The sequence below is a fragment of the Acidocella sp. genome, assembly GCF_028687955.1.
Taxonomy (GTDB): domain Bacteria; phylum Pseudomonadota; class Alphaproteobacteria; order Acetobacterales; family Acetobacteraceae; genus Acidocella.
This window is the reverse complement of record NZ_JAQTZC010000064.1, coordinates 1-13721: the sequence shown is the minus strand read 5'-3', so window position 1 is coordinate 13721 and position 13721 is coordinate 1. Positions and strand designations below refer to the sequence as shown.

Genomic DNA, 13721 nt, shown 5'->3' with positions numbered 1-13721 from the left:
TAAATCAAAAACGCAACCGTAGCACTAATCGTCGTCGTCATCGCCGCCAAAGCCGACCACGATTGCCGGTGGCGCGTAGTAAGCCGGGGGCGGGGCGTAATAGGCTGGCGCTGGCGGTGCGTAATTCTGCGGGCGCGGATAATACCCGCCGCCCCAGCCCGCCTGCCAATGGTCGCGCTGGTTATCGCCGCCGCGCTGCTGGTGGTGCCAGCCATCGCCGCCACGGTCGCGCCAGTCATCGGCCTTGGCAGCATGTGTCATCGCCAAGCCGATGCCCAGAGTCAAAGTGGCAAGCAGAAATTTGGTTCGCGTCGCAGTTGTTTTCATAAACCGGCCCTCCAGAGCTGATGTTTTCCATTATGCGGGAAAACGGGTCAGCCTCGGGGCGGTATCAAGGCGCAAACAAGGCAGCGCGTTACGAAAGATTTACGAAATTTCCGGCTCGCTCTTGCGTTCGCGCAGCAGCCAGAGCAGCACGGGGAGTGCCAGCAGTACCATGGGGAATTGCACGAGCAGTCCTGAGATGATGGCGATGGCGAGTGGCTGTTGCATTCCAGCGCCCTGGCCGAGGTCGAGCGCCAGTGGCAGCAGGGTGAGGATGGCGGCGAGCGTGGTCATGGCGATGGGCCGCAAGCGGTTCACGCTGGCGGCGATCAGTGCGGCGCGGGTGTCCATGTCCTGCGCCAGATGGGTGTATTCGCTGACGAAGAAAATCGCCATTTCGGTGGCGATGCCCACGATCATCGTCATGCCCATCAGCGCGGTGATGTTCAGCTCGATCCCGGTGAGCCACAGCCCGGTGAACACCGCGGTGGTCGAGAGCAGCGAGGTGCCCATGATCGCGAACACCAGCGAGAACCGCTCATAGAGAAACAGCAGCAGCGCGAATTCCGCCAGCAATGCGGCGATGAACACGCGCACCAGCCCAGCGAAGGCGATTTGCTGCTGCTTATACAGCCCGCCCAGCGTGTAGGTGACTCCCGGGCCGAGCACGCCGGGCCTGGCCAGCGCGGTTTTCACATCCGCGATCACGCTGCCGATCCCCCGTCCGCTGATCCGCCCCGTCACCGCGACGATCTGTTGCAGGTTCTCGCGCGTGATCTCGGGTTGCCCGGCGGCGATGGAGAAGCTGGCGATGCTGCCAAGCGGCACCAGCTTGCCGCTGGGGGTGGCAATGGGAATTGCCGCCAGCGCATCGGTGTTCGCCTTGGTGCCGGGGTCGAGCTGCACGCGCACCCCGGTCTGCTGGTTCTGGCCCTCCAGCGTGGTCACCACGCTGCCGTTCAACTGCGTATCCAGGCTGGCCGCCACGCTCGCCGGGTCCAGCCCCAGCATCGCCGCGCGCGCCGGGTCAACGTGGATTTCATACGCATCCCCCGCCGGGACGATGCCGTTCACCACCGAATTCACCCCCGCGATGCGGCCCAGCACAGCGGCCACGCGCAGCGCCGCCGGCCCCAGCTGGCTCGGGTCCGCCGCCGCCAATTTCACCTCGATGGGCTGCGGCACCCCGGTTAGATCCCCGATCTCATCGCCCATCAGCTGATGCAAATCGGTATCCACGCCAGGAACCTGGGCGGTGATCTGTTCGCCAAGCCGCTGCATCACGGTATCGATCCCCGGCCGGGTGCCAATCGGGGTCAGCCGTACCACGATATCGCCCTGGTTCGGCTCGTTCAGGTCGCCGCCAAACCCGGCCCCGATCCGCGTCGAGAAGCTCTCCACCGCCGGGTCAGCGCGCAAAATACCTTCCACCTGCGCGATTTCGCGTTGCGTCTCCCCCAGCGAGGTGCCGGGCGTGCTCTGGTAATCCAGCACGAACCCGCCCTCGTCGAGATTGGGCATGAAGCCGGTCTGCACATGGTTGAAGGAAAGCGCCCCCACCAGCAGCAGCCCCGCCACCGCGCCGCCGAGCAGGGCAGGGTGCCTGAACACCCGGGCCAGCAGCGCGCCATGGGTGCGCGTCAGCCAGCCGGGCTTGTCCATCTCCGGGTCGTGCCATTTGCTGAAATTGATCAACCGGCTCGCCAGCAGCGGCACCGCGAAGGCGGTGAGCAGCCAGGAGGCGAACAGCGTGGAGGCCATGGTGATCGAGAGCGCCTTGAAGAACGCCCCGGTCACGCCGGAGAGAAACCCCAGCGGCGCGAACACGATCAGCGTCGCGGCCGAGGAGCCGGTGAGCGGCGCCAGAAACTCCGCGCCATCCTCCAGCACACGGTTGCGCACCGGCACCGCCCCCGGCTCATGGTCCGCCGCATATTGCCCGCTGGCCCGGCGCGCCAGATGCTCGATCATCACGATCACATCGTCGATCACCAGCCCGACCGAAGCGGCCAGCCCGCCCAGGGTCATGATGTTGAAGCTCATCCCCAGCAGCGAGAGCACCAGCACCGCCGCCGCCAGCGAGGCCGGCACAATCAATACCGCCAGCAGCGTGATGCTCCAACTGCGCAGGAAGAACAGCAACACCAGTGCCGCCAGCCCGACCCCGATCAGGATCGCATCGCGCACCGAACTTGCCGCCGCCACCACCAGCGTGCTCTGGTCATACCATTTGCTCAAGCGCACGCCGGGCGGAATCTGCGGCGCGAACCCCGCCAGCGCCTGCTCCACCGCATGCGCGATTGCGACCGAGTTGCTGCCCGGCTGCTGGAACAGCAGCACGGTCACCGCCTGTTTGCCGTCCGCCGAGACGGCGAAATATTGCGGCTCCACCCCTGCATGCACACGGGCGACATCTGAGAGCCGCAGCACGCCATCCGGCCCGCCGCGCACCACGATATGCTTCACATCCTCCACCGTGTGCAGCGCATTTGCGCTCATCAGCAAATAGAGCAGGTCGTGGTCTTCCACCCTCCCCACTGATTGCAGCACGTTCGCCGCCCCCACCGCCCTGGTCACATCTCCCAGCGTTAAATGAAACGCCGCCAGCAGATGCGGGTTCACATCAACCTCAACCTCCGCCGTATCGCCGCCCTGCACCTGCACCCGCGCCATGCCGGGAATGGCCGAGAGCAGCGGCACGATCTGGTATTTTGCGAGGTCGCGCAATTTTACCTGGCTCACGCTGGGCGAGGTGAGGGCATAGGCCATGAAGGGGAATACCGTCGGGTCCATGCGCAGCACGGTATAGCTGGTGCTGGGCGGCAGGCTGGGTAGCAGCTGGGCCACCGCGGCGTTCACCCCCAGCGTGGCGGTGGTCATATCCGCTCCCCAGCTGAAATCAATGATCATCTGCGCCGACCCGCGCGAGGTCGTGGAAGTCACATCCACCACCCCCGGCACCGCGCGCACCGCCTGTTCCATCGGCTGCGTGACCTGTAGCATCATCTGCTGCGCCGGCTGGCTGCCGGTGCTTATATTCACCCGCACGCGCGGGAATGCCGTCTGCGGAAACAGGCTGATCGGCAGCGAAAGCGAGGACACGACGCCGCCAAAGGCCAGGGCAGCCGCCGCCAGCAGCACCGAGCGGCGGTGCCGGTTCAACCAAAGTGCGAATTTCAATTCCCGGCTCCGCTCGCTATCCGCACCGCGGCGCCGTCATCGAGTTGATACGCCCCAATGGTGACCAGCGGCAGCGCCGCATTCAGCCCCGCCGCCGCTAATACGCTCTGCCCGCCCGCGTTGCCGAGCACCCGTACATTAACCCGGTGCGCGATGTTGCGCGCATCGAGCTGAAATACGTAACTGCCCTGCGCATCGCTCTGCACCGCGTCGCGCGGCACCACATAGCCGTTCAGCTGGCCGGTGGTGATCACCGCCTCCACTGGCGCGCCCAGCGGCAGCGCGCCGTGCGGGGTAAGCGTCACATCCTGCAATCCACTTTGCGGATTGGGCATCGCCGCCACCAGCGCCACTTGCCCGTCCACCACCGCGCCGCCATCGTTCAGCAGCGTGATTTTCGCCGCATCGCCGAGGAGGAGACTGCCCGCCTGCGCTGGGGTCACACCCGTCACCGCCACCAGATGGCCGCTCTCGGCCAGCTGCAACAACCCGCTGCCCGCCGGCTGAATACTCCCCGGCGCCACCAGCACAGCGGCAACAACACCGGCGAACGGTGCCACGATCGTGCGTGTCCGCCCCGCCCCGGCCGCCTGCAATGCCTTAAGCGTGCCACGGGCATCCCCCACGGCCTGCTCCGCCGCCGCCAGATCCGCGTTCGTCGCCAGATGGCTCGCCAGCAACGCCGCCACATGCGCCCGCGCCGCCTGCGCCGCCGTCAGCGCATCGCGCGCCTTGCGCAGCTCCGCGACCGAGGGCGCATCCGCCGCCAGCGTTGCCAGTACCTGCCCGGCGGCCACACTTTGCCCCAGGCTCACCGCCACATTGCTGACAATGCCGCTGGCCTGCGTGGAGAGCGTTTGCTCCGCCCCCGGCCCGGCGGCCACGCTGCCATAGGCCGTAACGGTGGCGGGCAGGCGGCCGGGGGTAAGCTTCATGGTGTTCACCAGCACGCTCGGCGCCGCCGTTGCTGTGGCCATCGGGGTGGGGGCAAATACCCGCCACGCGGCCCCGGCCAGTAACAGCAGGGGCAGGAGCATCCAGGGGCGAACAAACTTCATGCGGCGGGTTCCATCGGCGCGGGGGCGATTGCCGGTAGGCCAACCCCGGTTAAGGTTTCCAGCGAGAGCCGGGCGGTCAATAATTGCACCCGCAGCGCAATCGCCTCGCGCGCGCGGCTGGTGGCAGCACTCTGCAACCCGGCGGCGCTGCTCGCATCCAGCGCGCCGCTGGCGAACGCGGCTTGCGCCTGCGCCGCGATTTTCGCAGCTGCCGCGGCCTGGGTGTCAGCGGCGGCGCTCTCATCCTGCAACAGCGCGATGCGCGCCAGCAGCGCCCGCGCCCCGGCATCCGCGCTGGCCAGGCTGGCCTGAAACTGCGCGGCCAGCTGCGCCCGTGTGGCGCTTGCCTGCGCGATGGCGCCCCGGTTGCGGTTGAACAACGGCAGGCTCAGGCTCACCTGCGGCCCGGCGCTCCACACATTGCTCGTGTCCCGTCCGCCGGTCGCGCCGATGCTCACGGGCAGAAACTGCGACAAGATCGCCCCGCGCAGCTTCGCATCAGCTTGCTCATAACCAAAGCGCAGCGCGATCAAATCCGGCCGCCGCTGCGCCAGCGAGTTGATGGCGTCCTCGACCGCCGCCGGGGTTAACGGCTGCACCGGGCTTAGCGCTACCGCCACCTCAGTGCCTGGCTGCAACCCCAGCAACGCGTCCAGCTGGTCGCGGTCCTGGTCGCGCGTCTGCATCGCCGTGTTCAGCGCCGTGTCCACCGCCGCCAGATCCGCCATGCTGACCGATAGTGCCGCCACGGTGAGGTTATGCGCGGCCACCTGCTCCTGCGTCGCCGCGTTCACCCGTGCCAGCGCGTCATGGTCTGCCCGCAGCGTGGCCAGGCTTTGCGTATCGCCGTGCAGCATGATGCAAAGCTGCTCAGCCTGGCTGGCCACCTGCCATTCCTGCCATAATATCTGCGCGTTCACCTGCGCCAGCCCAGCCTTGGCCGCGCGGACATTCACCCGGTAGGTCACCAGCGCCGACACATCCTGGCTCAACCCCCCAGCCAGTGCGGGCATGCTCCCCGGCCCGCTGAGCAGCGCCGCAAACCCGGCGCTCAGCGAAGGATCAGGCACCAGCCCCGCGCTCAGCAAATCCGCCTCGCCCACGCCCCGCTGCGCCCGCGCCGCTACCAGATCCGGATCGTTCAACACCGCCAGCGCCGCCACATCCGGCAGGCTCAACGCCCCGCCCAGAGGCACCGCGCCGCCGCCCGGCAACTGGTTACGCAAACCCGAAACCGAGGCATGCAGAGAATCATGCAGAGCAAGCGGCGCAGGATGATAAACCGCGCAGCCAGAGAGCCCCAGAAACAAGCCCGTTCTCAGGGCAATCCGATAGTATCGCGGCAAGCTCATATAATCAGTGTGCCCCAAAGTTCCCGCGCACACTAACCTACCCCCCGCCCCCTTGTCACATATGACGGAACTGTCATCTCGCCTGGCCCTTGCGCCGCAGCGGCGTCTGCGCTTGAAGCCCTTTTCCTTGAACATTGGGCCCCTGAATGACAAAGCTGATCGGTATTGATTTTGGCACCACCAACAGCGTGGTGGCCGTGCTCTCGCCCGATGGCAGCGTGAAGACCCAGCGCTTCGCCTTTGGCGCGACGGAGCTTGACGTTTTCCGCACGGTGCTGTGCTTCTGGAGCGAGCAATCCAAAGGCCGCAGCCACATGCACCATGCCGCCGGGCCGCAGGCCATTGAGGCCTATCTGGACGACCCGCTCGACAGCCGGCTCATCATGTCGATGAAAACCTATCTGGCCCAGCACAGTTTTACCCAGACCAATATTTTCGGCCGCATCTTCACCCTGGAGCAGATGATCGCGCTGTTCCTGCGCGCGCTGCTCGGGACTGGGCATGCCGGCGCGCACATCATCGCCGGGCGGCCCGTGCGCTTTGCCGGAGACTTCGCCGATGATGATTTCGGTGAGGCCCGTCTGCGCGCCAGCTATGCCGCCGCCGGTTTCCCCGCGATTGACGTGGCTCTTGAACCCCAGGCCGCCGGCTATCGCTTCACCCGCGGCTTGTCCGCCCCCGCCACCGTGCTGGTGGGCGACTTTGGTGGCGGCACCAGCGATTTTTCATTGTTGCGCTTCACCCCCGGCGCCGCGCATCCGGTGGTCTCGCTCAGCCATAGCGGCATAGGCATCGCGGGCGACACCTTCGACTACCGCATCATCGACAACGTGGTCTCCCCGCAGCTAGGCAAGGGTGGCACTTATAAGGTGATGGGTACGGATTTGCCGGTGCCGGTGGAATATTTCTCCGGCTTCGCGCGCTGGCATCGGCTTTCGCTCATGCGCACCCCCCGCATCCTGCGCGACATCGAGGAAGTCGCCCGCGCCAGCGCCGACCCTTCGCGCCTGCGCAACCTGATTGCCTTGGTGCGCGATGAAGCTGGTTATCAGCTCTACCAGACTGTCAGCGCGCTAAAGGCTCAGCTCTCCAAAGCCCCAACGGCGCGGCTACACTTCGCGCATGAAAAACTGGTGATCGACAGTGAAGTCTCACGCGATGATTTCGAATCCTGGATCGCCCCGGATGTGCAGCGCCTGGCAGCAACGGTTGATCAGGCGCTGGAGCGCGCGGGAGTGCCGGTTGAGGAGGTGGACCGCGTTTTCCTCACCGGCGGCACATCGTTTGTTCCCGCGGTGCAGCGCATTTTCACCGAGCGCTTCGGCTCGCAGCGTATCTCGGCGGGGGGAGAATTCGTTTCGGTTGCCGAGGGGTTGGCGTTGATCGGCCGTGACCGGCTGGCCGAGGCGGCCTGACCTCACCCCCGCGCCGGGCGCGCCTTATACGACATGTTGCAGGAAATCCCGCAATCTTTCGCTCGGCGGGTTGGTCAGAAGCTCGCCGGGGGTGCCGTCATGCGCGATTTTGCCGCCCTCCATGAACAGCAGCCGCGTTCCGGCCTTGCGGGCAAACTCGATCTCATGCGTCACGATGACCATGGTCATGCCCTCTTCCGCCAGCGTCTGCATCACTTTCAGCACCTCCTGGCGCAATTCGGGGTCCAGTGCCGAGGTCGGCTCATCGAACAGCATCAGCTTCGGGCGAATGGCCAGCGCGCGCGCGATGGCGACACGCTGCTGCTGCCCGCCGGAGAGCTCGGCGGGATAGTGGTTGGCGCGTTCCGAGAGGCCAACCTTCTCCAACAGGGCCAGCGCCAGCTCGCGCGCGTCGCGCCGCGTTGCCTTGCGTACGCGCATCGGGCCGAACATCACATTTTCGAGTGCCGTCATCTGCGGGAACAGGTTGAACTGCTGAAACACCATGCCGGCTTCCAGGCGGATATTGCGGATATCGTTGCGTCCGCCTTTTACGCTATATCCGTCGACACGGATGTCGCCGTCCTCGATTGATTCAAGGGCATTGATGCAACGCAGCAGCGTTGATTTTCCCGATCCGGACGGGCCGATGACAACCACAACCTCACGGGGCATGATCTCAAGGTTGATGCCATTGAATATTTTATGGGGGCCGAAACTTTTCTGGACATTGGAGAATTTCACAATGCTCATAGGATCGGCATCCTTCTTTCAACATATTGCCAGAACAGGCCAACGGCACTGAGCATCACGAAATAGATCATGGCGACAGCCGACCATATTTCGACAGCTCTGAAATTATCAGCGATGATTTCCTGGCCGGTGAAGGTCAGCTCGCTTACGCCGATCACCAGCAGCAGCGAGGTATCCTTCAGGCTGGTGATGCACTGGTTGCCCAAAGGCGGAATAAGCCGCCGGAACGCTAGAGGCCCCGTGATAAAGACCAGAACCTTCCAGAACGGCAGGCCCATCGCCAGCCCGGCTTCGGTTAGCCCCTTGGAGATTGAGAGCAGCGAACCCCGGACAATCTCGGCGACATAGGCGGAGGAGTTGATGGCAATGGCGATAATGCCTGCCGTAACACCTTGAATCCTGACATGCATAAGAATGGGCAGCGCAAAATAGATGAACATGATCTGCACGATGAGAGGCGTGCCGCGGATAAAGGCGACATAGACCTGCACCAGGGCATTAACCGGCATCGGCCCGAAAGCACGCAGCATCCCAAGCAACATGCCAACCGATATACCGAGGATCAGTCCGATGGCGGCGATGAAAACGGTAAGCTCAGCCCCCTGCAATAACTGTGGGAGAGCCGCGATGACAGCAGACCAATCAAAGGACATTGGGTCTCTCCCCTGGCGAAAACATTGAAACAGGATCAGCCGGGCAGCCGGGGCACCGGCTGTCCGGCCAAGGCGTTATTTGGGTTCGAACGTGGGCGGCGTTCCGAACCATTTGATATATGTGGCCTTGTAGAATCCGTCAGCCGAAAGCTTCGACAACTCGGCGTTGATCTGCGGCACCAGCGGGCTGCCCTGCGGGAAGGCAATGCCGTAATACTCGCCGCTTTCCATCGGCGGTGTCAGCACCCGCACTAGGCCCTTGCCAGCGGTGTTGGCATAATAGACCACGTTCGGCGTGTCGTGAATCACGGCGTCCACGCGCCCCGCCTGCAAGGCCAGCAAGGCATCGTCAATATTGGGGAAGCTCACCATCTGGGCATTTTTTACATTGGCCTTCACCCAGTCGACTGTCGCCGTCCCGGTTTTAACGCCGATTTTTTTGCCCGCGAGATCCGCCGGCGAGGTGATCGCCGTGTCGTTCTTGGCGACAACCGCCGTCAGGCCGCTTGCATAATAGGGCTCTGAGAAAGCAATCACTTGCGCCCGTGCTGGGGTAATCGTTATGCCCGAAATCGCGACGTCGATGTTTTTGGTCTGCAGTGCCGGGATGATACCGCTGAAATCCATTGGCTGCCATTTGAACTTCAAGCCGAGATCGCTGGCGATTTTGGTCCACAAATCAATGTCAAATCCTTGTGTTTTTCCATTGTTGCTGAATTCAAAAGGCATAAATGAAACATCTGTGCCGACGGTGAGAACCTTCCCTTCGGCAAAAGAGGCTTTCGCACTGCCTGTCAAAGCGAGCGCGGCGGTAAAAATTCCAAGGAGAATCCGACGGCGCATGTTAAGTATCCTTCCTGATAAATATACAAAAAATGTTAAATATCGTGCAGCAACGGCGCAAGCGGGGAACAGTGGTCAGGAAAAGAGGATAAGCCAGTCTGCCCGGGAGTATTTCGCGGAGATTTCTTCCGCTCATTACTCTGCGTAACTTTCAAAAATCTGTCAAAATCTTTCTGCGAAGCCGCGCGGCAATCCTGATGACCTTATGTCCAAGACCGGGTTATTTTGATGTTAAAAAAAATCATCCCCCATAAGGGGCCAGAATCAGTGGGATATGTCAACGGGCTAGAACCGCTTGGACGCCATGAAGATAACCGGGGTGCTGAACCGCCGTGACCACGCCCCGGCGTCGCCAGGACCTTGGCGACCGCTCAGGACTTTGGCGACCGCTCAGGACTTTGGCGACCGCTGCGAAATTCATGCCGGTATCCAGCAGCACCAACGCATTCGCACGGCGTGCCAACCGATGCGCCGCCGGACCATCCCGAGCCAACTCGATCAGGTCGCGTCACGATGCATCGTCGAGAAAACCTTGCCGCTTCATCCCAACACCAGAATCGTTCTCAGACCGTTTGGCAAGTCTCATCCAGATTCTCACAGAGTCGGGGTATACATTCAGCAGTTACAGGGACGTGCTCCTAAATCGGCAAAGGTCCTTCCTTCATGCGTTCCATGGCAAAGCGCGAGGAGACGTTGCGCAGGGGCACGGCGGCGATGAGCTTGCGGTAGAAGGCGTCGTAGGCGGCGATGTCTGGCACGATGACGTGGAGCAGGTAGTCCACATCGCCGGACATGCGCCAGGCGCCGACGATCTCGGGCGTGGTGGCGACAGTTTGCGCGAAACGGGCGAGCCATTCGCCAGAATGGTCGGCGGTTTCCACGGAGACGAAAACCGAGACGGGCAAGCCAAGTTTGTCGGCGTCAAGCACCGCGATGCGGGCGCGGATGATGCCCGATTCCTCCATGCGCTTGATGCGCTTCCAGCAGGGGGTGGCGGTGAGGCCGACTTTGTCCGCGATGTCGTTGAGGGAGAGCGAGGAATCCTGGGCGATGAGGCGGAGGATGGCGCGGTCGATGTTGTCAAGCTCGGTCATGCGGGTGGTGCTGCCTGGTGTTGTGGCGTGGACTATTGCGGCGGGTTGGGAAACAGGCTAGAGGGCTGGCTGGGTCACGCCCCCCCAATGGGGCGCTTTTCTTCTGTAAGGGAGAGTTATTATGGCAGATTTTTCTATTGCCGCAATGCCGGCGGTACGTCCACAGAATCCTAATTTTTCATCGGGGCCTTGCGCCAAGCGGCCAGGCTTCACGCTGGCAGCACTTGCGGGTGCGCCGCTGGGGCGTAGTCATCGGGCCAAGGGGCCGAAGGCGAAGCTGGCCGAGGTGATTACCCTCTCCAAGCAGATATTGGGCATGCCGGAAGGCTGGCGCTTGGGGATTGTGCCGGCTTCGGACACGGGCGCTGTGGAGATGGCGCTGTGGTCCATGCTGGGTGCGCGGCCGGTGGATGTGCTGGCGCATGAGAGCTTCTCCGAAGCTTGGGCGACGGATGTGGTTAAGCAGCTGAAGCTCGCCGATGCGCGGGTGATACAGGCTGATTACGGCGAGCTGCCCGATGTGGCGGCGATTGATTTTTCGCATGACGTGGTTTTGGCCTGGAATGGCACGACCTCTGGCGTGCGCTTCCCCAATGGCGATTTTATCCCTGATGACCGCGAGGGGCTGGTGATTGCCGATAGCACCTCCGCCGCGTTCGCCATGGATCTGCCATGGGCAAAGCTCGATGTGGTGACCTGGAGCTGGCAGAAGGTGCTGGGTGGGGAGGGCGGGCACGGGATGCTCGCCCTCAGCCCCCGCGCGGTGGAGCGCCTGCTTACCTATAAACCCGCCTGGCCGTTGCCGAAGATTTTCCGGCTCACCTCCGGAGGAAAGCTCTCGGAAGGGATTTTTGTGGGCGAGACGATCAACACGCCGTCCATGCTCTGTGTGGAGGATGCGCTGGACGGGCTGCGCTGGGCGCAGGGCGTGGGCGGGCTGAAGGGGCTGATTGCGCGCTCGGAAAGCAATCTGGCGGCGATTGCCGCCTGGGTTGAAGGCAATGAACGGGTGAGGTTTTTGGCGCAGCGGCCCGAGACGCGCTCCTGCACCTCGATCTGCCTGGTGATCGCGGCGCCCTGGTTTGAAAAACTGGATGCCGAAGGCCAGGCCAAGGCGGCCAAGGCAGTTGCCGCGCTGCTGGAGAAAGAGAAAGTGGCGCTGGATGCAGGGGCATATCGCGATGCGCCGCCGGGCCTGCGGATTTGGGGCGGGGCGACAGTGGAGACATCGGATATTGCCGCCCTGCTGCCCTGGATCGATTACGCGATCGACGCTGTTTCCATAGAATTTTAAGAGGTTTGCACAATGGTTAAGGTTTTGATCAGCGACAAATTGTCGCCGGCCGCGATTGCGATTTTTAAAGAGCGTGGCGTTGAGGTTGATGTGAAGACGGGGCTGACGCCAGCCGAGCTGCGGGCGATCATCGGCGGGTATGACGGTCTGGCGATCCGCTCCGCCACCAAGGTGACGAAAGAGGTGCTTGAGGCGGCGGCGAATTTGAAGGTCGTCGGCCGGGCCGGGATCGGCGTGGATAATGTGGATGTGAAATCCGCCACCTCGCGCGGTGTGGTGGTGATGAATACGCCGTTCGGCAATGCGATTACCACGGCGGAACATGCGATTGCGCTGATGTTCGCGCTGGCGCGGCAATTGCCGGAGGCATCAGCCTCGACTAAGGCAGGGAAGTGGGAGAAGAACCGCTTCATGGGCGTGGAGCTGACCGCAAAGACGCTGGGGCTGATCGGGTGCGGGAATATCGGCTCGATCGTGGCTGACCGCGCGGTGGGGCTGAAGATGAAGGTGCTGGCGTATGATCCGTATTTGACGGATGCGCGCGCGGTGCAGCTGGGCGTGGAAAAGGTGGATCTGGATACCGCGCTGGCGAAGGCGGATTTCATCACCATTCATACCCCGCTGACGGATGCCACGCGCAATATATTGTCGCGCGAGGCGATTGCGAAGACGAAGAAGGGCGTGCGCATTGTGAACTGCGCGCGCGGCGGGCTGCTGGATGAGGCGGCGCTGTATGAAGCGCTGGTGAGCGGGTATGTGGCGGGCGCGGCGCTGGATGTGTTCGAGGTGGAACCTGCCACGGACAGCCCGTTGTTCGCTCTGGAAAACGTGATCGCGACGCCGCACCTGGGGGCTGCGACCACCGAGGCGCAGGAGAATGTGGCCTTGCAGGTGGCTGAGCAGATCAGCGATTTTTTGCTGACCGGCTCGGTAAGCAATGCGCTGAATATGCCGAGCGTGAGTGCGGAGGAAGCCCCGCGGCTGCGCCCCTACATGGAACTGTGCCGCTTGCTGGGGGCTTTTGCCGGGCAGCTGACGCAGGCGCGCGATGGCGTTATTTCGCGCGTGCTGATTGAGTATGAAGGCGCGGCAGCGGTATTGAACCATCGCCCGCTCACCGCCGCGGCGCTGGCCGGGTTGCTGGGGCCGGTGATGGAGGGCGTGAACATGGTCTCCGCCCCGGTATTCGCCCGTGACCATGGGATTGAGGTGGCCGAGGGTTCGAACGACCATGTCGGCGATTATCAGAGCTTGGTGCGTATTTCAGTGACCGCGGGGGACAGCACCCGCGCGGTGGCGGGTACGTTGATCGGCAACGGCAAGCCGCGGCTGGTGGAGATTAAGGGTATTAAGGTGGAGGCCGACTTCGCGCCGCATATGCTCTATGTGACCAATAAGGATAAACCGGGCTTCATCGGCCGGTTTGGCATGTTGCTGGCGGATGCGGGGGTGAATATCGCGACCTTCCATCTGGGCCGTGCGGCGGAAGGCGAGGATGCGATCTGCCTGGTCTCCACCGATGGCACGACACCTGACACAGTGCTGGCGCAGATCCGCGCGCTGCCGCTGGTGATGCAGGCGACGACGCTGATGTTCTGATCCGGCGCGCAGCGGGAGAATCGGAAGGCCGGAGGCGTGATTCTCCGGCCTTTTTTTATGCCTGGTTTATAGTGTTTCCAATTATACCAGTCAGCCTTAAGGCTGACTGGTATGCGCGCGGGGCTGGTGGGGCGGCCGCGCGCAAAATCAAGAGCT

11 protein-coding genes are annotated in these 13721 nt (G+C 63.2%); 3 read left to right on the top strand and 8 right to left on the bottom strand.

Annotation, left to right across the window (positions count from 1 at the left end; translation table 11 throughout):
- Nucleotides 1-24: 24 nt before the first annotated feature.
- From PHE40_RS08945 to PHE40_RS08930, 4 genes are all read right to left on the bottom strand, one after another.
- A complete protein-coding gene (locus PHE40_RS08945) occupies nt 25-327 on the bottom strand; it encodes a hypothetical protein (RefSeq protein WP_299960955.1) in 303 nt (100 codons plus the stop codon).
- A gap of 99 nt (nt 328-426) precedes the next feature.
- Complete coding sequence (locus tag PHE40_RS08940; RefSeq protein ID WP_299960953.1) at nt 427-3504, bottom strand: efflux RND transporter permease subunit; 3078 nt, start codon at nt 3502-3504, stop codon at nt 427-429.
- Nucleotides 3501-4562 (bottom strand): efflux RND transporter periplasmic adaptor subunit, encoded by a 1062-nt coding sequence (locus PHE40_RS08935; RefSeq protein ID WP_299960951.1) that lies wholly within the window; start codon nt 4560-4562, stop codon nt 3501-3503. Before PHE40_RS08935 ends, PHE40_RS08940 begins: the two co-directional genes overlap by 4 nt.
- Nucleotides 4559-5788, bottom strand: a complete 1230-nt coding sequence (locus PHE40_RS08930; RefSeq protein WP_299960949.1) for a TolC family protein — start codon at nt 5786-5788, stop codon at nt 4559-4561. Before PHE40_RS08930 ends, PHE40_RS08935 begins: the two co-directional genes overlap by 4 nt.
- A gap of 272 nt (nt 5789-6060) precedes the next feature.
- Between PHE40_RS08930 and PHE40_RS08925 the strand changes: the two genes are divergently transcribed.
- Nucleotides 6061-7329: an Hsp70 family protein gene (locus PHE40_RS08925; protein WP_299960947.1), complete on the top strand. Its 1269-nt coding sequence runs from the start codon at nt 6061-6063 to the stop codon at nt 7327-7329.
- A gap of 24 nt (nt 7330-7353) precedes the next feature.
- Here PHE40_RS08925 and glnQ read toward each other — a convergent pair whose 3' ends face one another.
- The 4 genes from glnQ to PHE40_RS08905 form a co-directional block, all read right to left on the bottom strand.
- On the bottom strand, nt 7354-8076 hold the full coding sequence (glnQ, locus tag PHE40_RS08920; protein WP_408838922.1) for a glutamine ABC transporter ATP-binding protein GlnQ: 723 nt from the start codon (nt 8074-8076) through the stop codon (nt 7354-7356).
- A 2-nt stretch (nt 8077-8078) separates the two neighbouring features.
- Entirely contained in the window at nt 8079-8735 is a 657-nt protein-coding gene (gene glnP, locus PHE40_RS08915) for a glutamine ABC transporter permease GlnP (RefSeq protein WP_299960943.1), read from the bottom strand.
- A gap of 75 nt (nt 8736-8810) precedes the next feature.
- On the bottom strand, nt 8811-9578 hold the full coding sequence (gene glnH / locus PHE40_RS08910; protein WP_299960941.1) for a glutamine ABC transporter substrate-binding protein GlnH: 768 nt from the start codon (nt 9576-9578) through the stop codon (nt 8811-8813).
- Between the two features lie 638 nt (nt 9579-10216).
- The gene (locus tag PHE40_RS08905; protein ID WP_299960939.1) at nt 10217-10672 is read right to left on the bottom strand and encodes an Lrp/AsnC family transcriptional regulator; all 456 of its coding nucleotides are present in this window, start codon (nt 10670-10672) and stop codon (nt 10217-10219) included.
- A 121-nt stretch (nt 10673-10793) separates the two neighbouring features.
- On the opposite strand from PHE40_RS08905, the gene PHE40_RS08900 reads away from it, so the two are divergent.
- Nucleotides 10794-11966 carry a phosphoserine transaminase gene (locus PHE40_RS08900; protein ID WP_299960937.1) on the top strand — a complete coding sequence of 391 codons (1173 nt, stop codon included), beginning with the start codon at nt 10794-10796 and terminating at the stop codon, nt 11964-11966.
- A 12-nt stretch (nt 11967-11978) separates the two neighbouring features.
- Entirely contained in the window at nt 11979-13565 is a 1587-nt protein-coding gene (gene serA, locus PHE40_RS08895; RefSeq protein WP_299960935.1) for a phosphoglycerate dehydrogenase, read from the top strand.
- Nucleotides 13566-13721: the final 156 nt, after the last annotated feature.

What these genes read in the sequence shown, in the direction of transcription:
- PHE40_RS08945 (WP_299960955.1), bottom strand. Translation starts at nt 327, where the DNA reads ATGAAAACAACTGCGACGCGAACCAAATTTCTGCTTGCCACTTTGACT.
- PHE40_RS08935 (WP_299960951.1), bottom strand. Translation starts at nt 4,562, where the DNA reads ATGAAGTTTGTTCGCCCCTGGATGCTCCTGCCCCTGCTGTTACTGGCC.
- PHE40_RS08925 (WP_299960947.1), top strand. Translation starts at nt 6,061, where the DNA reads ATGACAAAGCTGATCGGTATTGATTTTGGCACCACCAACAGCGTGGTG.
- glnP (WP_299960943.1), bottom strand. Translation starts at nt 8,735, where the DNA reads ATGTCCTTTGATTGGTCTGCTGTCATCGCGGCTCTCCCACAGTTATTG.
- glnH (WP_299960941.1), bottom strand. Translation starts at nt 9,578, where the DNA reads ATGCGCCGTCGGATTCTCCTTGGAATTTTTACCGCCGCGCTCGCTTTG.
- PHE40_RS08905 (WP_299960939.1), bottom strand. Translation starts at nt 10,672, where the DNA reads ATGACCGAGCTTGACAACATCGACCGCGCCATCCTCCGCCTCATCGCC.
- PHE40_RS08900 (WP_299960937.1), top strand. Translation starts at nt 10,794, where the DNA reads ATGGCAGATTTTTCTATTGCCGCAATGCCGGCGGTACGTCCACAGAAT.
- serA (WP_299960935.1), top strand. Translation starts at nt 11,979, where the DNA reads ATGGTTAAGGTTTTGATCAGCGACAAATTGTCGCCGGCCGCGATTGCG.